This is a genomic window from Oceanibaculum sp., from assembly GCF_022449305.1.
Classification (GTDB): Bacteria; Pseudomonadota; Alphaproteobacteria; order Oceanibaculales; family Oceanibaculaceae; genus Oceanibaculum; species Oceanibaculum indicum.
Map to the genome: position 1 here is coordinate 21,688 of NZ_JAKUSO010000018.1, position 18,869 is coordinate 40,556.

General features: G+C 65.1%; 17 protein-coding genes and 1 tRNA gene. 5 read left to right on the forward strand and 13 right to left on the reverse strand.

Annotation, left to right across the window (positions count from 1 at the left end; all coding sequences use genetic code 11):
• Positions 1 to 4 precede the first annotated feature (4 nt).
• Positions 5 to 685, reverse strand: coding sequence for an ATP phosphoribosyltransferase (hisG, locus tag MK313_RS07830; protein WP_008943492.1), 681 nt, complete (start codon positions 683 to 685; stop codon positions 5 to 7).
• A 205-nt stretch (positions 686 to 890) separates the two neighbouring features.
• On the opposite strand from hisG, the gene MK313_RS07835 reads away from it, so the two are divergent.
• Together MK313_RS07835 and MK313_RS07840 are read left to right on the forward strand one after the other, a co-directional pair.
• Positions 891 to 2,507: a gamma-glutamyltransferase family protein gene (locus tag MK313_RS07835; protein WP_287780742.1), complete on the forward strand. Its 1,617-nt coding sequence runs from the start codon at positions 891 to 893 to the stop codon at positions 2,505 to 2,507.
• 107 nt (positions 2,508 to 2,614) lie between these two features.
• Positions 2,615 to 3,823 (forward strand): sensor histidine kinase, encoded by a 1,209-nt coding sequence (locus MK313_RS07840; protein WP_287780743.1) that lies wholly within the window; start codon positions 2,615 to 2,617, stop codon positions 3,821 to 3,823.
• A 2-nt stretch (positions 3,824 to 3,825) separates the two neighbouring features.
• Here the strand turns inward: MK313_RS07840 and MK313_RS07845 are convergent, their stop codons facing one another.
• From MK313_RS07845 to MK313_RS07860, 4 genes are all read right to left on the reverse strand, one after another.
• Complete coding sequence (locus MK313_RS07845; RefSeq protein WP_287780744.1) at positions 3,826 to 5,019, reverse strand: MFS transporter; 1,194 nt, start codon at positions 5,017 to 5,019, stop codon at positions 3,826 to 3,828.
• A gap of 16 nt (positions 5,020 to 5,035) precedes the next feature.
• Positions 5,036 to 5,509, reverse strand: a complete 474-nt coding sequence (locus MK313_RS07850; RefSeq protein ID WP_287780745.1) for a DUF2948 family protein — start codon at positions 5,507 to 5,509, stop codon at positions 5,036 to 5,038.
• Positions 5,510 to 5,550: 41 nt separating this feature from the next.
• On the reverse strand, positions 5,551 to 6,825 hold the full coding sequence (gene murA / locus MK313_RS07855; protein ID WP_287780746.1) for a UDP-N-acetylglucosamine 1-carboxyvinyltransferase: 1,275 nt from the start codon (positions 6,823 to 6,825) through the stop codon (positions 5,551 to 5,553).
• Between the two features lie 73 nt (positions 6,826 to 6,898).
• The gene (locus tag MK313_RS07860) at positions 6,899 to 7,078 is read right to left on the reverse strand and encodes a hypothetical protein (protein WP_040706506.1); all 180 of its coding nucleotides are present in this window, start codon (positions 7,076 to 7,078) and stop codon (positions 6,899 to 6,901) included.
• Between the two features lie 130 nt (positions 7,079 to 7,208).
• On the opposite strand from MK313_RS07860, the gene MK313_RS07865 reads away from it, so the two are divergent.
• Positions 7,209 to 7,340, forward strand: a complete 132-nt coding sequence (locus tag MK313_RS07865; protein ID WP_272943346.1) for a hypothetical protein — start codon at positions 7,209 to 7,211, stop codon at positions 7,338 to 7,340.
• A 179-nt stretch (positions 7,341 to 7,519) separates the two neighbouring features.
• Positions 7,520 to 7,594, forward strand: a tRNA-Thr gene (locus MK313_RS07870).
• Positions 7,595 to 7,847: 253 nt separating this feature from the next.
• Here the strand turns inward: MK313_RS07870 and MK313_RS07875 are convergent.
• A complete protein-coding gene (locus MK313_RS07875) occupies positions 7,848 to 8,783 on the reverse strand; it encodes a fumarylacetoacetate hydrolase family protein (RefSeq protein ID WP_008943498.1) in 936 nt (311 codons plus the stop codon).
• A 179-nt stretch (positions 8,784 to 8,962) separates the two neighbouring features.
• On the opposite strand from MK313_RS07875, the gene MK313_RS07880 reads away from it, so the two are divergent.
• Positions 8,963 to 11,008: a TonB-dependent receptor gene (locus MK313_RS07880; RefSeq protein WP_287780747.1), complete on the forward strand. Its 2,046-nt coding sequence runs from the start codon at positions 8,963 to 8,965 to the stop codon at positions 11,006 to 11,008.
• On the opposite strand, the gene MK313_RS07885 is transcribed toward MK313_RS07880, so the two are convergent.
• The 7 genes from MK313_RS07885 to MK313_RS07915 all read right to left on the reverse strand — a co-directional run bounded on the left by MK313_RS07885 (position 10,998) and on the right by MK313_RS07915 (position 18,750).
• Complete coding sequence (locus tag MK313_RS07885) at positions 10,998 to 11,699, reverse strand: DUF6064 family protein (RefSeq protein ID WP_287780748.1); 702 nt, start codon at positions 11,697 to 11,699, stop codon at positions 10,998 to 11,000. The genes MK313_RS07880 and MK313_RS07885 overlap by 11 nt on opposite strands.
• Positions 11,699 to 12,619 carry an aldo/keto reductase gene (locus MK313_RS07890; RefSeq protein ID WP_287780749.1) on the reverse strand — a complete coding sequence of 307 codons (921 nt, stop codon included), beginning with the start codon at positions 12,617 to 12,619 and terminating at the stop codon, positions 11,699 to 11,701. The genes MK313_RS07885 and MK313_RS07890 overlap by 1 nt, the downstream gene beginning before the upstream one ends.
• A 301-nt stretch (positions 12,620 to 12,920) precedes the next feature.
• Complete coding sequence (locus tag MK313_RS07895; protein WP_008943503.1) at positions 12,921 to 13,814, reverse strand: helix-turn-helix transcriptional regulator; 894 nt, start codon at positions 13,812 to 13,814, stop codon at positions 12,921 to 12,923.
• 40 nt (positions 13,815 to 13,854) lie between these two features.
• Complete coding sequence (locus tag MK313_RS07900) at positions 13,855 to 14,769, reverse strand: pirin family protein (protein WP_287780750.1); 915 nt, start codon at positions 14,767 to 14,769, stop codon at positions 13,855 to 13,857.
• 72 nt (positions 14,770 to 14,841) lie between these two features.
• A complete protein-coding gene (gene fabI / locus MK313_RS07905; RefSeq protein ID WP_287780751.1) occupies positions 14,842 to 15,624 on the reverse strand; it encodes an enoyl-ACP reductase FabI in 783 nt (260 codons plus the stop codon).
• A gap of 73 nt (positions 15,625 to 15,697) precedes the next feature.
• Positions 15,698 to 16,756, reverse strand: a complete 1,059-nt coding sequence (locus tag MK313_RS07910) for an HD domain-containing phosphohydrolase (RefSeq protein ID WP_287780752.1) — start codon at positions 16,754 to 16,756, stop codon at positions 15,698 to 15,700.
• A complete protein-coding gene (locus MK313_RS07915) occupies positions 16,756 to 18,750 on the reverse strand; it encodes a PAS domain S-box protein (RefSeq protein WP_287780753.1) in 1,995 nt (664 codons plus the stop codon). The genes MK313_RS07910 and MK313_RS07915 overlap by 1 nt, the downstream gene beginning before the upstream one ends.
• Positions 18,751 to 18,869: the final 119 nt, after the last annotated feature.

The window sequence follows — 18,869 nt, forward strand, 5'->3', positions numbered from 1 at the left end:
TGGGCTACGCGGCATTGGCCATCCCCTCCGATGCCTCGCGGAACCGGTCGATCCAGTGCATCATCTGCTCGGGCCTTGTCTTCAGCGCCGCGCGGTTCACCGCCAGGCGGGAGCTGATCTCGGCGATCTGCTCCACCTCGACGAGGCCGTTCGCCTTCAGCGTCGCCCCGGTGGAAACCAGATCGACGATGCGCCGGCACAGGCCCAGGCTGGGGGCCAGCTCCATTGCGCCATTCAGTTTGATGCATTCGGCCTGCACGCCGCGCGCCGCGAAATGCCGGCGGGTGATGTCGGGATATTTCGTCGCCACGCGGACATGGCTCCAGCGGCGCGGATCGTCACGCCCGGCAAGGTCCACCGGCTCCGCCACCGACAGCCGGCACTTGCCGATGCCAAGGTCAAGCGGCGCATAGATTTCCGAATAGTTGAACTCCATCAGCACATCGCTGCCGGCCACGCCCAGATGCGCGGCGCCGAAGGCAACGAAGGTCGCCACATCGAAAGAGCGCACGCGGATGATGCTGATCTCCGGATGGTTGGTCGCGAAGGTGAGCTGCCGGCTATGCTCATCCTCGAACGCGGCCTCCGGCTCGATGCCGGCCTTGCGCACCAGGGGCATGACCTCCTTCAGGATACGGCCCTTGGGCAGTGCCAGGACCAGCGCTTCGTTCGCGTTCGCGGGCATGATCTTGTCTTCCGGTAAGGCGCCTTTCCGCGCGCCGACGATACAGGATCGCTTGACCTAGGACCAGACAGGCCCGGTGTCAACCGGCGCTTCGCCGCAAGCGGGCGCGAAGCCACTGGCGTCGCAGGAAAAAAAGACTATCGTGATGCGATAACAACAGCTTCGCGCGATTCCGCGCAGATCAGCCTGACATCGGGAGGAAGGAATGGCCGAAATCGGCAGGAGCGAACACACGCAACGGCCATCGGTGCGCACGCTGGGCGGCATGGTGACGGCGGCGCATCCGCTGGCCGCCGATGCCGGCGCCGAGATGCTGCGCAAGGGCGGCAACGCCTTCGATGCCATCGCCGCCACGGCGGCGGCGCTGAATGTGGTGGAACCCTATATGTCCGGCTTCGCCGGCCTGGGCATGGCGAATTGCTGGGTGGCCTCGGAAGGGCGCGCCCGCTCGCTGGATTTCCACACCCCCTGCCCGGCCAATTTCCCCATCGACAGCGCCGACAAGGCGCGCATGGTGAACGGCCCGCTGGCCAGCGGCACGCCGGGCAACCTTGCCGGCTGGGCGACGCTGCAAAAGACGCATGGCCGGCTGAGCCTGGCCGAGGCACTGGCCCCGGCGATCGCGCTGGCGCGCAACGGCTACCCCATCACCGGCTTCTATCTCGACATGCTGAACGCGGTCAGCGCCCGCCCGATGAGCGCGGAGTGGGCGCGGGTCTATGCCTTCGGCGGTGCCGCGAAGCGCGGCATGATCCTGAAGCAGCCCGAGCTGGCCGACACGCTGGAGGCGATTGCCGCCAACGGTATCGGTCATCTCTATGGCGGGCCGCTGGGCAAGAAGCTGGCCGATTACATGGCAGGCAATGATGGCTGCATCACTCTGGCCGACCTGGAAGCCGTGCAGCCGATCTGGGAAGAGACGATCCAGGCGGAGTATCGCGGCCTGACCCTTAACGTACCGCCGCCGCCCGCCGAATCCTTCCAGTTCCCGCTGACCCTGCGGCTGCTGGCGGGGACCGACTTCTCCCGCCTGCCGCATCTGGGCGCCGATCATCTGGATCGGGTGTTCCGCGCGGTGCGGGTCGCCGCCGAGCTGCGCATCCGCAACAACAAGCGCGCGCCAGAACAAATCCTCGACCTGCTGTCGGAGAAAAGCGTCGCCCCCTTACGCGCGCTGGTCGAGGGCAAGGATGCCGTCTGGGGCCGCACCGAGCAGTTCGCCACCGGGCCGCTGGCCGAGGGGCCGAAGCTGAACGAGCAAACCACCTCCTTCTCCGCGATGGATGCAGAGGGCAATGCGGTGTGCCTGACGCAAAGCCTGGGCTCGCCCTGGGGGTCCGGCGTCGTCATCCCCGGCACTGGCGTGTGCCTGAACAATTTCCTGAACTGGACCGATCTGGACCCGGCCTCGCCGAACCGGCTGAAGCCTGGCGCGCGCTACGCCATGTGCCTCGCCCCCACCATCGGCACGCGCGACGGCAAGCTGGCGCTGACGCTGGGCACGCCGGGCAGTTACGGCATCCTGCAGACGCAAAGCCAGGCCATGGTGCACTGGCTGGATTACGGGCTGGAACTGCAAGCCGCCATCGACGCGCCACGCGGCCGGCTGTTCGATGGCCGAAAGGTCAATCTGGAAAGCCGGGTCACGCCGGAGGTGATGGAAGAGTTGCGCGCACGCGGGCATGACGTCACGCCGCTGGGCGCCTATTCCTGGTCCTGCGGCGGCATGCACGCCATTGCCCGCGATGCCGTCACAGGCGCGCTGGAAGGGGCAGCCGACAGCCGGCGGGACGGTGCGGCGATACCGGTGCCAAAGCGCTGAAACACTTTTCAACACAGTTGCAAGGACACAAAAATCAGCTGTAATTTTAATAAAAAAACACTTTGTTAACGGTTACTCTGGAATATTGTCTGTGTGGACTAGCCAGAATGAGTGACAGCCGTATGGCCAGCGAGCGATTGCCCATCAGCAGCATGATGACCGGCGCTTCTCCGGTGGCTCCGGAATCGCTGGCGCAACGGCGGCAACGCAATGCCGATTATCAGTCGATCTTCGAGCATGCGACGGTTGGCCTCTACCGCTCCTCGCCCGATGGCACCGTGCTGCGCGCCAATCCCGCCCTCGTCGCCATGAACGGCTATGAGAGCGAGGCGCAGATGATCGAAGATCTGCGAATCAACGGAGATGCCTGGTACGTCTCGCCGACCCGACGCCGCGAATTCCAGGAGGCGATGGCGGCGAACGATTCGGTGAAGGAGTTCGTCTCCGAAGTCTATCGCATGCACACGCGCGAGCGGATCTGGGTGTCCGAGAATGCCTGGACCATCCGTGACGAGAACGGCACCGCGCTGTTCTATGAGGGCGTGGTCGAGGACATCACCAGCCGCGTAAAGGCGCAGGCGGAACTGGCCAAGGCGCGCGTCGCCGCCGAGGCGACCTCCGAGGCCAAGAGCACCTTCCTGGCCGTCATGAGCCACGAGCTGCGCTCGCCGCTGAACGCGATCATCGGGTTTTCCGAGATCATCTCCCGGCGGCTCTATGGCGACAGCGACCCGCGCTATTTCGACTATGCCGAGGATATCCGCGTCAGCGGCTCGCAGCTGCTGGCGCTGATCGAAGATATTCTCGACCTGTCGAAGATCGGCGCCGGCCACATGCATCTGCGTGAAGCCATCGTCGATATTCCCAGCATCGCCATCGGCACCGTCCGGCTGTTCGCGGCCAGCGCCCAGAAGGCCGGGCTGCATCTTTCAGCCAGCTTCCCCGAGGGCTATCCCGCACTGAACGCCGATGCCGTGCGGCTGAAGCAGGTGATGACCAATCTGGTTGCCAACGCGATCAAGTTCACGCCGGCCGGCGGCGACGTGGCCATCGGCGGCCAGGAGACCGAGGACGGGTTGTGCTTCTGGGTCTCCGATACCGGCTGCGGCATGACCAAGGAAGAAGCCGTCAGGGTGCTGGAGCCCTTTGTGCAGATCGAGGACAACATGACCCGCAGCCGCGGCGGCACCGGCCTGGGCCTGCCGATCAGCAAAGACCTGGTCGAGCTGCATGGCGGCCGGCTGACCATCGACAGCGAAAAGGGCAAGGGTACGCGCGTGCTGGTCTGGCTGCCGCGCACCCGGATCGTAGAGTAGGATTAAGAGGGCCGCGGGCTCCGCAGGTAGGGCACCAGCGCCGCCAGCAGCGCGACAGCGGCCGCCGCGAATATCCAGGCGAACACGCCTGCAGGGGCCAGACCGGCGCCAGTCGCGGTCTCGGCGATCCAGCCGAAACCCGCCGAGGCGATTGCGTATCCCAGAAACACGAAGCTGTTCAGCACGCCGAAGCCGCGCCCTCGCGCTGACGCCGGCAGCACGCCTTTGCCCTGCGTCATCAGCAGCGGGTGGATGTTGCCGATGGTGAACAGCAGCGAGATCAGCCCGACACTGAGCAGCACATCGGCCGCCGGCAGCAGCGCCAGCGCCACCGCCCCCAGGAAGGTCACCGCCAGCCAGACCGTGGCGATGGGCTTGGTGTTCCAGCGTCTTACCAGCAGCGGCACGGCGAAGGCCGACAGCAGCCCGCACAGGCTGGCGACCGTCATCGCCTCGCCGCGCGACACCGCATCCAGACCGAACACGTCGGACAGATATGGCCCGCCCCAGGCATTGCGGAAGGTGATGCCGGCGGCCAGCGCCAGGCAGGCCGGGATCAGCGTCCACAGCACCGGCAAACGCAGCACGGCAAGGCAGGCCCGCGCGGTTTCCCCAGCGGTCTCCTGCGGGCCTTCGCCGATCCGCCGGTCGCGCACGAAGTGCCATACGCCCAGCATTGCCAGCAGTGTCATCGCCGCCGCCATCGCCAGCGCCGGACGCCAGCCGAACAGGTAGGTCGCCCAGCCGAGCGGCGCCGCCGCCATGAAGGCGCCCGCCGTGCCGATGGCGCTGGTCAGCGTCACCGCCTGCACGAAGCGCGGTTCCGGCAGATGGTGGGAGCAGTAGTACATCAGCCCCATGAAGATCGGCGCGCAGGCAAGGCCCAGCGCCACCTGCGCCACCACGGCGAGTGCCGCATTCGGTGTCACCGCGAACAGCGCGGCACCTACCACGCCGACGCCCAGCAGGATCGTCGTCGGCCGCCCGACGCCATAACGGTCGAAGGCGATGCCGACGGGAATCTGTGCCGCGCCGAACGCCAGGAAGAAGACCGAGGACAGCCAGCCGAAGAGGGCCGGCGTCAGATCGAGGTCGGCCATCAGCTCCGGCGCGATGACGGCCAGGAAGCTGCGGAAGAACTGGCTGAGAATGTAGGCGAAGGTCAGCGCGACGATGGCTTTTGTACTGTCCTGCACCGCCGGGACCGCCGCGTCAGCCGGCGACCGGATGGCGCGGGCGGAAGATGGTGGGCCAGGGCTGACCGTAATCCTCCAGCGCGCAGTCCGGGCGCGCCACCTCCAGCCGGATCGCCTTGTTGCCGGCAAACACCAGATCGATGCGGGAAGCCCCCTGCTCTTCCGTCGCCACCAAAGTCAGCAGGTTCAGCAGCTCGTCGCGGTCCCGCCGGCGGTCGATGCCGGACAGGCGGACTCGGTGCACGCCGGAGAAGGTGACGCCACACAGCACGCGCTCATAGCGGTCGCCCTCGACCGGCTTCTCGTCCGGGCCCAGCATCTCCCAGCGGAAGCGCTGCGCCACCATGACGAACTCGCCCGGCGCATGCTCGGAGCCAGGCCGGAAGACGATGTCCTCGACCGGCACCACAGCATCCTGCAGACAGGCGGCAATCACCACCATGTCCTCCGCATCCTCGCCCCGCAATTTCAGCGGCCGGAAATCCGTCACGGCCTGCCCCCCTCTCGATCTTCCCCCCGACAGACTAACGCCTATTCCCCGGCGATGCGCGCGATATCGGCACCGCAGGCGGCCAGCTTCTCCTCCAGCCGCTCATAACCGCGATCCAGATGATAGACGCGGTTCACGATGGTCTCCCCGTCCGCCACCAGCCCGGCCAGCACCATCGAGACCGAGGCGCGCAGATCGGTCGCCATCACCGGCGCGCCGCGCAGCTTCTCCACGCCGCGGATCATCGCCGAGGAATGGTGGACATTGATGTTCGCCCCCATGCGGCAGAGTTCCGGCACATGCATGAAGCGATTCTCGAAGATCGTCTCGGTGATCATCGCCGCCCCCTTGGAGACCGTCATCAGCGCCATGATCTGCGCCTGCAGGTCGGTCGGGAAACCGGGATAGGGTTCGGTCATCACATCGACGCCGTCCATCGATCCATTGGCGCGGCGGATGCGAAATCCGTCCTGTATCGGCTCGATCTTCGCGCCGCCCTCGCCCAGCAGCTTCAGCAGCGATTCCAGCAGGGTCGGGCAGATGCCGGTCAGTTCCAGCTCGCCATCGGTCATCACCGCGCCGATGGCGAAGGTGCCGGCCTCGATGCGATCAGCGACCACGCGATGCTCGGCGCCATGCAGCGCCGCCACGCCCTGGATCTTCAGCGTATCGGTGCCGATGCCCTCAATCTTCGCCCCCATCGCGTTCAGGCAATGGGCGAGGTCGTTCACCTCCGGCTCGCGCGCGGCGTTCACCAGCGTCGTCTCGCCTTCAGCGAGGCAGGCCGCCATCAGCAGATTTTCCGTGGCGCCGACGGAGACCTGCGGGAACACGAAGCGGTTGCCCTTCAGCCCCTTCGGCGCGGTGGCGTGGATATAGCCTTCTTCCAGCGAAATTTCCGCCCCCAGCGCGGTCAGTCCCTTCACATGCAGATCGACCGGCCGGTTGCCGATGGCGCAGCCGCCCGGCAGCGACACCCGCGCCTCACCGCAGCGCGCCAGGATCGGCCCCAGCACCAGCACGGAGGCGCGCATCTTGCGCACCAGATCGTAAGGCGCGGTGGTATTGGTGATCCGCGCCGCCGTCAGATGGCCCTTGCGGGCAGCATTCTCGCCCTCGATCCGCAGATCGACGCCATGCTGCTCCAGCAGCTTGCCCATGGTGGCGATGTCGGCCAGCGCCGGCAGGTTGGACAGGCTCAGCGTCTTGTCGGTCAGCAGCGACGCCGCCATGAGGGGAAGGGCGGCATTCTTCGCGCCGCTGATCTGGATTCGGCCCTGGAGCGGGCGCCCTCCCCGGATACGGATTCTGTCCATCTGGCTTCTCGATATGAGAGGAAGGAGGATGATTACTCGGTGCCGCCGTGTTTAGCGCAGGCGCTGACCCGCCTCAACCCGACGCGGTATCAGATTTTTCGGACAGCGTGGCTTTTTTGCGACCGTCGGATTGCGGATCGGTGTTTTCCTTTGTCATATCAGCATCGCCTTTCGCCCGGGCGCGCGCCTGCTGCTTGCGGCGCATCAGATTGTCGCGCAGTGCCTGGGCCAGCTTCTGCTTCTTGTCGTCCATCCGCATCCCTCGATTGTCGCCCAACCGCACATGACACAAACAGGAAAAGGTCATATCCGCGTCACGGGGCCGTCACGCCAGCGTCACAGGCCGTCAGTATAGTCCGCGCATTCTTACCGGAGAATGACCCATGGCCGCCATTGCCGTCATCATGATCGGTGTCACCGTCGCCCTGATCGTCCCGCCGGCGGTCAAGCTGTTCTGCCGCGCCGTCGACCGCCACCTGGACGAGGCTTTCGACGCCGATCTGCGCTGGTTCTAGGCCCTTCGCAAAGGGTTGGGCAACCGTATCCTGGCCCCATCCGTGCCCTGTACGGACCGTCGTAAATTTCCCTCACATCCCTGCTTGCATGCCCCGCCCTGCTGTGGCATGTTCCGCCCGCTTTCGGGGGGATGCCTCCCCTTCAGGGCCAGCCGGCACAGCGCCGCCGCCCTCCGGATGCTGCGGTAGCTCAGTGGTAGAGCACTCCATTGGTAATGGAGAGGTCGACAGTTCAATCCTGTCTCGCAGCACCATTCTTCCTTAGAAAATCCTTGGCTTGTGGCAAATCTGCTAATTTGGCGGATTGTGCAAATGGATGCAGAACACTGCGCATTTATGCGGGGGTTCTGGGGGAAAGCTGGGGAAAAACCCAGCCATCACCCAAAATTTCCGTCACCCCCGGGCTTGACCCGGGGGTCCAGAGGTGGTGCTCAGCTTCTAGCGTTACAGAACGCGGCCCCTGGATTGCCGGGTCAAGCCCGGCAATGACAGTTTAGTGGTTACGCCTCACCCCGCCTTGGAATATTTGCCGGTGAGCTGCGGCGTGTAGGGGCCGTCCAGACCCTTCTCCTTGTGTTCCAGGCGGGTATCGCGGCCCCAGGTCCGCTTCAGGTCGTCCTGCACCTTGAAGGCCAGCCGGCCCATGCCTTCGACTTCCAGCTCCACCTTGTCGCCATCCTGCAGTGAGGACAGGCCGCGATGGTTGGTGCCGGTGGCCAGGATGTCGCCCGGCTCCAGCGTCTGCACGGAGCTCATCCATTCGATGCAGGTCGGAATGTCATGCGCCATGTCGCTGGTGTTGAAATCCTGCTTCACCGTGCCGTTCACCCACAGCCGCACGCGCAGATTCTGCGGGTCGGGCACCTCGTCCGCCGTCACCAGGAACGGGCCGATGGGCGCGAAGGTGGCGCGTGACTTCACCTGGAAGAAGCTGTTGTTGGGCGCCGGCAGCCCGCGCGCCGAGCCATCGATGAAGTTCATGTAGCCGAAGATATAGTCCTTCGCCTTTTGCGCCGGCACGTTGCTGGCGCGCTTGCCGATGACCAGCGCCAGCTCCGCCTCGCCCTCGAACACATGGGCCGGCACGTCCGGCAGCACCATCGTGTCGCCCTGGCCGATGACGGCGCTGGGCGTCTTCTGGAAGGCGTTGATGACCGGCTTCTCGGTCAGCGTGCCATCCTCCATGTAGTTCACTGCCATGCAGACGATGGCGCCGGGACGCGGCAGCGGCGGGCGGATACGCACGCTGGCCAGCGGAATGCCCTTGCCCTCGGCGGCAGCCTTTTCCAGCTTGCCGCGATAGCTGTCGAACCGCTCGATCAGCCCGCGCATCACATCATTGGGGCCGGTGCGCGGAATATCCGCCAGCAACTCGGTCACATCGACCACCTCGTCTCCGCGCAGCACGCCCACGCGGAAATCGTCGAAATGCAGCAGTTTCATCCCATGCCTCGTCTGGTTTTTATCGGAAGGCCGCGCGGCCAGGACTGGCCTGCGGCGTCAGGAGTAAGGTTTCCGAAGGGGATAGTACGCCTCCGCCCGATGCCCGCAATGGCTGTTGCATCCCGCCGCGTGATTCTTTTATGTTACGTTATAACATATTATTTCAGGGGCATTTTCTAATGAACTTCCACAGTTTGCGCTCGGGCGTCAGCCTGCTGGCGCTGATGGCCATGCCGTTTTCCGCCGCTCCCCTCGCCGCCCAGCAGGCAGAGCCCGTCACCCTGCAGCCTGTGGTGATCGAGATCGCCCCGCTGAAGAGCACGCAGGAGGAGCTGGTAGAGGGCAGCGCCGTGCTGGCCGGCGACGATCTGGAACGCCGCCGCGCCCCGACACTGGGCGAGACGCTGGCGCGCACGCCGGGTGTCGCCAACAGCGATTTTGGCCCCGGTGCCGGGCGTCCTGTGATCCGTGGCCAGGGTGCGGCGCGCGTGCGCGTCCTGCAGAACGGGCTGGACAGCTTCGACGCTTCCACCGCCAGCCCGGACCATGCCGTCGTCACCCCGATGGACTCGGCGGAGCGGGTGGAAGTGCTGCGCGGCCCGGCCGCCCTGCTCTATGGCAGTTCGGCGGTTGGTGGCGTGGTCAGCGTCACCGACGGGCGCATCCCGATGCACCGGCCGAAGGATCTGGTCGAGGGCATGGCGCGCCTCGGCTTCTCCACCGGATCGAGCGCGCTGGAAGGCTTCGGTTCGGCCAGCCTGGCGGCGGGCAACAATGTCGTGCTGCATCTGGAAGGCTTCAGCAGCGATGCCAGCGACTACCGGGTGAACGGCTTCGCCAGCGAGGAAGCGCGCGAGGAGGGGCTGAAGGGCAAGGTCGAGAACAGCGCGGTCGAGCGCTCGGGCGGCTCGGTCGGCGCCAGCTATCTGGGCGAGCACGGCTATGCCGGCTTCGCGGTCAGCGGCTATTCCAGCCTGTATGGCATTCCGGGCGGCCATGAACATGAACATGAAGAAGGCGAAGAGGAGGAGGAAGATCACGATCACGAGCATGGCGGCGTGCGCATCGACATGCAGCAGACCCGCTATGATACGCGTTTCGGCCTGTACGAGCCGCTGCCTTTCCTGGAAGAGGCCAGCCTGCGCCTGGGCCATGCCGATTACCGCCATCTGGAACTGGAGGGCGACGAGGTTGGCACGATCTTCGAGAATCGCGGCTGGGAGGGGCGGCTCGACCTGACGCACAAGCCGATCTTCGGCCTGCAGGGCGTGTTCGGCGTGCAGGCCAGCCGCCGTGACTTCCAGGCGGTCGGCGAGGAAGCCTTCGTCCCGCCGACGATCACCGACAATGCAGCACTCTTTCTGGTCGAACGCTACGAGACCGGCCCCTGGCAATTCACCGGCGGCGGCCGGCTGGAGACCCAGACGGTGGAGGCCGACGGGCTGGGGCTGGAGCGCGACTTCACCGCGGTCAGCGTTTCCGCTGGCGCCAGCTACCGGCTGTCCACGGACTATACCGTCGGTGTCTCGCTGTCGCGTACCGAGCGCGCGCCGAACGCCGAGGAGCTGTTCTCCGACGGGCCGCATCTGGCGACCGATTCCTACGAGATCGGCAATACCGAACTCGGCAAGGAGGAGGCGCTACACGCCGAGCTGTCGCTGCGCAAAGTGCGTGGCCCTGTGACCGGCGCGGTCAATCTGTTCGCCACGCGCTACCGCGATTACATCTTCCGCGACTTCACCGGCGGCGAGCGTGACGGGCTGCAGGAACTGCGCTACCGCCAGACCGACGCCGACTTCCACGGCTTCGAGGTGGAAGCCGCCTGGACCTTCCTGGACCGGCCCGGCCTCGCGCTGAGCCTGGATGGATCGCTCGATTATGTGCGGGCGGAGAACCGGGAGACCGGCGAGGACCTGCCGCTGATACCGCCGCTGGGCTACACCATCGGCATCAATGCCTACACCAACCATGTCGATTACCGGCTGGAGCTGGCGGGCGCTGCCGAGCAGGACCGCACCGGCGCCAACGAAACCGAGACGGACGGCTATGCCTTCCTGAACGCCTCGCTGGCTTTCCGGCCGATCGCCGGCAACGACGATTTCGTGCTGCATGTGCAGGGCCGCAACCTCACCGATTCGGAAGGGCGCAACCATATCTCCCTGCTGAAGGACGAAGCGCCCCTGCGCGGCCGGGAATTGCGGGTGGTCGGAACCGTCAGGTTCTGATCGGTCCAGTGTCAGCCTTGCCGTCACCCCTTGGCGGCAAGGCCCAGACCGCGGCACCGACCAGCGCTGCCGCCAGCGGCGCCAGCGCCTGCTCCTCATCCATCGCATGCAGGGTGGCCGCACTCACAAGGCACCACAGGACCGGAACGGCCAAGGCAAGGCCGGACAGCAGGCCACGCGGCATCAGGCAGAGCAGGCCCAGCGTGGCGATGGCGGTTGGGTCAGGCGCGAGGCCGGCAAGCTCCGCCTGCGCCAGCGGTCGCCCGAAGACCAGCGGCAGCAGCGGATGCAGGAAAAACCCGTAGGCGTATAGCCCGGTACCAGCCCATTCCCGGAGGCGCCAGTGCGAAACGCCGGGAAAAACAGTTCCTCGCGCCGCCAGCAGAAGCAGTATCAGAGTCTCAGCGACGAACACCGGCATCACATAGGGGGCCGCCCAGTTGATGCTGGCATAGCGCTGCCAGAAGAACAGCAGCCCTACCGCGATCCAGCCCGCCGCCAGCAAGGCGAGGCCAAGCCGGCCGGCCCGGGGCGATCCGCGCAGGGCCAGCAGCGTAATACCAAACCCCAGCAGAAGGATCAGCGGCTGGACAGGCCACAGCGCCGCATTATGCAGTTCGAACAGCCGCCAATAGGCGCGCGGCGCGAACAGGATGAAATCCTCCAGCCGATAGCTCGACCAGTCGGCCATCAGATATCCCGGATATGGGCGGCGATGCGTTCGCGGAACTTCTTATCCGGCAGGGGGTCGGAGGCCGCCTGCATATTCTCGCGCGCATGGTGCGGCTTGGTGGTCGCCGGGATCGCCACGGTAACGGCGGGATGCGCCAGGATGAATTTCAGGATCAGCTGCGCCCAGGTTTCCGCCCCGACCTCTGCCGCCCAGCCCGGCAGCTTCTCGCGCTCCAGCCGCCGGGTCAGCGCGCCCTGCCGGAACGGCCGGTTCACGATAACGCCGATGCCGCGTTCCCGCGCCAGCGGCAGGATGCGCTGCTCGACCTCACGGTCCAGCGGGTTGTAGCTGATCTGCACGAAATCCAGCGGCTCGCTCGCCATCACCCGCTCGAACAGATCGTGCCGGCGGCCCTCCGAGGTGGTGATGCCGACATAGCGGATTTCCCTCGCCGCCTTCATCGCCTGCAGCGTCTCCAGATGCGCCTCCCAGCTCAGCAGATTATGCACCTGCATCAGCTCGAAGCGCGGCACGTTCCACAGCCGGCGCGAGCGGTTCACCTGCGCCCGGCCTTCCGCGCCATCGGATATCCAGACCTTGTCGGCGGAGAACAGCGTCTTCGGCCTTCCCAGCTTTTCCAGACCATAGCCGATCACCGACTGGGCGGAGCCATACATCGGCGAGGAATCGATGACCCGCCCGCCGGCTTTGAAGAAGGCCTCCATCACCGCCGCGCATTCGTCGCGCAGCACGGGGTCCTCGCCGACATTGAAGGTGATCCAGGTGCCAAGCCCGACAGCGGGGATCAGCTCCCCGCTCGACGGCACCGGCCGCATCAAGGGGCCCGACTGCTGCGCCATGAGGCCGTGCACGGGAAGCCCGGCCAGCGCAGCCGTGGCGGCGGCGCCCTTCAGAATGCTGCGTCTGGAGGATGTCATGGACACTCCTTTCATCATCGCTTCTCCCTCCTATTCCCTAGATGGGGCAAGGAGAGGGCAGGCAAAGGGCCTATCCGGAAGGACATCACAGCCATTCATCGATTTACGGTTGATAGGCGGCAAAAAATCCCATAATGTCCGCTTGTCATTAAGCAATGCAGTTTTTCGACACAAAACACACATCCATTTTGTGCCGATATATTGCTTGGTGTCGTTTTGCTGAACCAATTCCAACTCGACTCGACCGCGATGCACCCATCCGGTCGAGTTTTTTTATGTGCATTTTCAAGAAGATAGAGCCTTACGGGCCGTTGTAGTGCACGCGCCCGAAGCCGCTGACGTCATAGCCGCCAAGCTGTGCTGCCCGGTCCGCGAAGTCCGGCGTACGGCAGAAGCTGAAGAAGGCCTGCACCGGCTCCGAAAACCAGCTCCGCCGCCAGACCGCGAGATCGAAGCGTTCACGCACCAGCGGCACAAAGCCCAGCCGGTACTGCGCCGCCACCGATGCCAGGCCGAGGCCGGCATCGGCCTGCCCTTCCAGCACCGCCAGCGCCACATCCTGTTCGCTGCGCGCCGGGCGCAGCCGTTCATAGGCATCGGGTGCCAGCCCCGCCTCCGCCGCCAGCCGCTCGAACAGCAGCTGCGTGCCTGCTTCCGGCTGGCGTGGCACGGTGCGGCAGCCTGCCAGGTCCGCGATGCCGGCGATTTTCCCTGGATTGCCGGCGGGCACGATCAGCCCGCGTTCACGCCAGGCCCATTCCATCAGAACCACCGGCATGGCGGGCATCCGCGCCTCGATCAGGTGGCGGTTCCAGCCCTCCGCTTCCGGTGTCGGCACATGCATGCCGCACAGCACGCCCTCGCGCCGGGCAAAGCGATCGAACCCGTCCAGGCTGCCATCGAAGAAGGAGGCCATGCCGGAGCCCGATTCGCGCAAGGCCCAGTCCAGCAGCGGGTCGTGGCTGCCCAGCGCCACCACCGGCGGGTCCGGCAGCGCCAGCCCATCATCGCCCAACTCCGTCCGGCGCGACAGCCAGGCGATCACCAGCGCCTTGGGAAACAGCAGCTTGCCGGTGACCCGGGTGAAGGGCACCTCGTTGGCGGCCGCCATCTCGTAAATCTTGCGCTCCTTCACGCGCAGGATATCGGCCAGCTCCTTGGTGGTCAGGAAATCGAGCGGTTCGACGATCTTCATGCGGCTCCGGCGGTTGCGGGCAAGGAAGTCTATTTATGCGCTATCCGGGCAGCGGGATAAACTCCGTCTCGCCCGGCACCGGCTTGAAGCGGCCGGACTTCCAGTCCTCCTTGGCCTGCTCGATACGCTCCTTGCTGGAGGAAACGAAGTTCCACCAGATATGGCGCGGCCCCTCCATGGTGGCGCCGCCCAGGAACATCAGCCGGCTGGCCTGCACGGCGCGCACCGATATCCGGTCGCCCGGCCGGAACAGCAGCAGTGCGGGCGCGGCGAACCGGTCTCCGGCGATCTCCACCTCGCCCTCGGCCAGATAGATGGCACGTTCCTCATAATCGGCATCCAGCGGCACGGTGGCGCCGGCGGCCAGCTGCACCTCGGCATAGAACCAGTCGGACAGCATGCCGACCGGCGATTCCGCACCGAAGGCCTTGCCCGCGATCACCCGCGCCTCGATGCCGCCATCGCTGACGAGGGGCAGGCTGTCGGCGGCAAAATGCTGGAAGGAGGGCGCGACCTCCTCGCTGTCCCTCGGCAGGGCGATCCAGCTCTGGATGCCGAACAGGCCGCTGCCGCTGGCGCGCACCGCATCGGATGTGCGCTCGGAATGGGCGATGCCACTGCCTGCCGTCATCAGGTTCATGGCACCGGGGCGGATTTCCAGCGTATTGCCCTCGCTGTCGCGATGCATGATTGCGCCATCGAACAGGTAGGTGACGGTGGCGAGGCCAATATGCGGATGCGGGCGGACATCGATGCCGGTACCCGCCTTGAACAAGGCCGGGCCCATCTGGTCGAAGAAGATGAAGGGCCCGACCATCTGGCGCTTGCCATGCGGCAGCGCGCGCCGCACCTCGAAGCCGCCCAGATCGCGGGCGCGCGGCACGATCACCAGCTCCAGCGCGTCGCAGGATTGCTTGTCGCCCAGCACCGGGTCCTGTGCGTTCTGCCAGCTCATCCGCCTATCCTTCCTTATCCGGTCCGGTATCGATGATCTTCGCTGACCGGCGGAACGGCAAGCGAGAAGACCTCACCCCACGATATTGAAGCCGCCATCGACATAGTGAATACCGCCGGTCATCGCCTTCGCACCGTCGCCGACCAGGAAGGCAGCCAGCGCGCCAACATCCTCGATGGTCACCAGTGCATGCTGCGGTGCCTTTGCAGCCGCGCGGTCCAGCAGCTCGTCGAACCGGTCGAGGCCGGAGGCCGCGCGCGTGCGCAGCGGGCCGGGCGACAGCGCATGCACGCGGATGCCCGACCGGCCCAGCTCCGCCGCCATGTAGCGCGCGGAGGATTCCAGCGCCGCCTTCACCGGCCCCATCATGTTGTAATGCTCGACCACCTTCTCGGCGCCGAAGAAGCTGACGGTCAGCAGCGTGCCGCCGTCACGCATCAGCGGTTCGGCGAGGCGGGCGCAGCGGATGAAGGAATGGCAGGAGACATCCATTGCCATGGCGAAACCGTCGCGTGAGCTGTCGGTGACGCGGCCATGCAGATCCTCGCGCGGCGCATAGGCGATGGAATGCAGCACGAAATCGAGGCTGCCCCAGCGCCGGCCGATCTCCGCGAACACCGCTTCCAGCTGGCCCTCCTCGCGCACGTCACAGGGCAGGTAAATATCCGCCCCCAGCGCCTCGGCCAGCGGGGCGGTGAAGTCGCGCGTGCGGTCGTTCAGATAGGTCAGGGCGATGTCTGCGCCGGCCGCCCGGAAGGCGGCGGCGCAGCCATAGGCGATGGAACTGTCGTTCGCCACCCCCAGCACCAGGCCGCGCTTGCCAGCCAGACTTCCCTTGCCATTCGGTTCCGTCATCAGATCGCCCCTCCTGTTCCGTCAGAGAAGGGTAGCAGACTCATCCGACCGAATGATGACGCAAGGCCGAGAATCAGGATTCCGGATGTTCAGCGCGTATCCGCATGATCTCCGGCAGGGCATCCACGAAGACCGGCACCAGCGACGGATCGAACTGCCTGCCGGACTGGTCCTTCACATAGGCCACCGCATCCTCGACCGGCCAGGCCTTCTTGTAGGGCCGCACAGAGGTCAGCGCGTCGAACACATCCGCCATCGCCGCGATCCGGCCTTCCATCGGAATAGCCTCGCCGGCAAGGCCGTTCGGATAGCCGGTGCCGTCCCATTTCTCGTGATGGCTGAGCGCGATCGAGCGGCCCAGCACCAGCAGGTCGGTATCGCTGTCCGCCAGGATCTCGGCGCCGATATCGACATGGGTCTTCATAATCTCCCATTCCTCGGGCGTCAGCTTGCCGGGCTTCAGCAGGATATGATCGGGAACGCCGATCTTGCCGATATCGTGCATCGGGCTGGCATGCAGCATCAGCTCGCAATCCTCCTCCGACCAGCCGACGCGTTGGGCCAGCAGGGCCGATATCTTGCTCATCCGCAGGATATGGTTGCCGGTCTCGTTATCCCTGTATTCCGCGGCACGGCCCAGCCGGCGGACCACCTGCAGGCGGGTGCGGTGCAGCTTGGCGGTGCGTTCGCGCACCATCTCCTGCAGCATCTTGCGATGCTCGAAGGCCATCCGCTGCGCCATGCACGCTTCCAGCAGGTTGCGCACGCGCGCCATCAGTTCCGCCCGCTCGAACGGCTTGGTGACATAGTCCCTGGCACCAGCCTTGAAGGCACGCAGCATGAATTCCTGCGAGGATTGCGCCGTCAGCACGATGATCGGCGGCAGCATCGGGTCTTCAAGCGCGTTCAGCGCCGCCATGACCTTATAGCCGTCCATCTGCGGCATATTGATGTCCAGCAGGATCAGGCCGGGACGGTGCTGCCGATAGGCCTCCACCACCTCAGACGGTTTATCCAGCAGCACCAGATTGGTGTAACCCTCCATGCCGAGCATCTTCTGCAGAAGCTTCAGGTTGGTCGGCTCGTCATCGACGGCCAGGATCGGCATCGACATCAGATCCGGTATCATCATCACACGCTCCTGTTCCGGCCAAGCCGGCCATTCAACGCTTCCAGCAACAGCCGGATATCGATGGGTTTCGTCAGATACTCTTCAAAGCCGGCCCCCTTGCCCCGCTCGACATCCTTTTCCATCGCCGCCGCAGACAGGGCGAGGACGGGAATTTCCCTGGTTGCCGGGTCGGCCTTCAGCCGCGCCAGTACTTCCAGCCCGTTCATGCCGGGCATGTTGATGTCGAGCAGGATCACATCGGGCAGATGCACCTGCGCCAGATCGAGCCCGAGCGCGCCATGATAAGCCTCCAGCAGCGTTACCTGAGGATGTTTCGCCAGCGCCTGCCGTACCAGCTTCAGATTGGCGGGGTTATCCTCGATATAGAGCACCGTGCCGGCAGACAAAGCCCTGTTATGGCGCTGCTTTTCCCCGGCCGCCGGCACAGGCTTCTGCAACGGCTTCTCCGCCATCGGCAATTCGACCCAGAAGGTCGTGCCGGCCCCGACCCGGCTATCGACGCCGATGTGCCCGCCCATGCCCTCGATCAGTCGCTTGGCAATCACCAGGCCGATGCCGGTGCCTTCGATCTCGCTGTTCTCCGCCCCCAGCCGGTTGAAGGGGGTAAACAGCTGATCCAGCTTTTCCGACGGAATGCCGTTGCCGGTATCCGCCACGGAAATCCGGACCATGCCATCGCCGCGCGGCAGCGCCGTCACCACGATGCTGCCTGACTGACGGTTATATTTCACGGCGTTGCTCAACAGATTGACCAGCACCTGGTTAAGACGGGTGCGGTCGCCGCGCACGGCGATGGCGGAAGGCTTGCGTGCGAACTGCACGGCGATGTCGCGATTTGCCGCCAGCGGCGTCACCAGCCCTCCGCTCTCCGCGAACAGCTCGGCAAGGCCGACATCCTCAATGGAGAGCTCGATCCGCCCGGATTCGATCCGTGCCAGATCGAGAATTTCGTTGATGAGCTGCAGGAGGTGCTGGCCGGAACGCCGGATCGTCCGCACGCTGTCCAGCTGGTCCTCGCTCAGCCCCTCGTCGATCTCAAGAACCTGGGCGAACCCCATAATCGCATTCAGCGGGGTACGCAGCTCGTGGCTCATGCTGGACAGGAAGTCGGACTTCGCACGGCTGGCGGCCTCGGCCTGCTCCTTCGCCTGGACCATGTCCGTGACATCCTGGACGATACCGACCGCGAACCTCGAGGCTCCGTCGGGACCTGGCTCGAAGCGCGCCCGTTCGTGCACATGGCGCACCGCGCCATCGGGCCGTACGATGCGATGTACCATGTCGTAGGTGCCGGTTTCCCTGGCCGTGGCGATGTGACGCTTCAGGGCATCAAGATCGTCGGGATGCACCATGTCGTAGAAATTCGCGATGGTGGGCCGGAAGACAGCAGGGTCCTGGCCGAAAATCTCGTACACCATCGGCGACCAATGGATCGAGCCGTCCGTGCCGGCGATCTCCCAATTGCCGAGACGGGCGATCTCCTGTGCCTGACGTAACAGGCCGCGCTCTTTCTGCAGCGTCCTTTCAACCTCTTTCCGTTCGGTTATATCGCGCAGCACACCGACGAAGTGCGGATCATCGCCAATCCTGATCTCGGTCACCGTGATTTCCAGCGGCAGCACGGTGCCATCCTTGCGCTTTCCGGATAATTCCAGCGACCGGCCGATGATTCTGTTCTTCCCGGTTTCGGCATAGCGACGCAGGTAATTGTCATGGTTCCGGCCATGGGTTTCCGGCATCAGGATGCTGATATTCGCGCCGAGCAGTTCCTCCTGTGCATAGCCGAAAATCCGCTGCATCGCCGGGTTCAGCTCGACAATTTCCCCCTGCCTGTCGATGACCACGACCCCAGAGACCACCGAATCGACGATGTTCTTGTAGAAGCGGAGCGTGTGCTCAAAGCCCGTGCCTTGGCCCCCTTGCTGCAATGCCCCTGAGGGATGTGAGGGATGCCGCTGCGCATGCGGGTGAACATGGTCGCCTGGAAATGACATCGGGGTTGTGCCTGCCTATCTTTGATAAAATGCAAATTAAAAGTCAGGCATTAAAAATCGATTAAGCCCGCAGCCGATTACCGCTGACCTGTCGGAAATTCGTTTGGCAAAGCACACCG

Coding starts and splice junctions, on each gene's coding strand:
- hisG (WP_008943492.1), bottom strand. CDS start 685: ATGCCCGCGAACGCGAACGAAGCGCTGGTCCTGGCACTGCCCAAGGGC.
- MK313_RS07835 (WP_287780742.1), top strand. CDS start 891: ATGGCCGAAATCGGCAGGAGCGAACACACGCAACGGCCATCGGTGCGC.
- MK313_RS07840 (WP_287780743.1), top strand. CDS start 2,615: ATGAGTGACAGCCGTATGGCCAGCGAGCGATTGCCCATCAGCAGCATG.
- murA (WP_287780746.1), bottom strand. CDS start 6,825: ATGGACAGAATCCGTATCCGGGGAGGGCGCCCGCTCCAGGGCCGAATC.
- MK313_RS07860 (WP_040706506.1), bottom strand. CDS start 7,078: ATGGACGACAAGAAGCAGAAGCTGGCCCAGGCACTGCGCGACAATCTG.
- MK313_RS07865 (WP_272943346.1), top strand. CDS start 7,209: ATGGCCGCCATTGCCGTCATCATGATCGGTGTCACCGTCGCCCTGATC.
- MK313_RS07875 (WP_008943498.1), bottom strand. CDS start 8,783: ATGAAACTGCTGCATTTCGACGATTTCCGCGTGGGCGTGCTGCGCGGA.
- MK313_RS07880 (WP_287780747.1), top strand. CDS start 8,963: ATGAACTTCCACAGTTTGCGCTCGGGCGTCAGCCTGCTGGCGCTGATG.
- MK313_RS07885 (WP_287780748.1), bottom strand. CDS start 11,699: ATGGCCGACTGGTCGAGCTATCGGCTGGAGGATTTCATCCTGTTCGCG.
- MK313_RS07890 (WP_287780749.1), bottom strand. CDS start 12,619: ATGACATCCTCCAGACGCAGCATTCTGAAGGGCGCCGCCGCCACGGCT.
- MK313_RS07895 (WP_008943503.1), bottom strand. CDS start 13,814: ATGAAGATCGTCGAACCGCTCGATTTCCTGACCACCAAGGAGCTGGCC.
- MK313_RS07900 (WP_287780750.1), bottom strand. CDS start 14,769: ATGAGCTGGCAGAACGCACAGGACCCGGTGCTGGGCGACAAGCAATCC.
- fabI (WP_287780751.1), bottom strand. CDS start 15,624: ATGACGGAACCGAATGGCAAGGGAAGTCTGGCTGGCAAGCGCGGCCTG.
- MK313_RS07910 (WP_287780752.1), bottom strand. CDS start 16,756: ATGATGATACCGGATCTGATGTCGATGCCGATCCTGGCCGTCGATGAC.
- MK313_RS07915 (WP_287780753.1), bottom strand. CDS start 18,750: ATGTCATTTCCAGGCGACCATGTTCACCCGCATGCGCAGCGGCATCCC.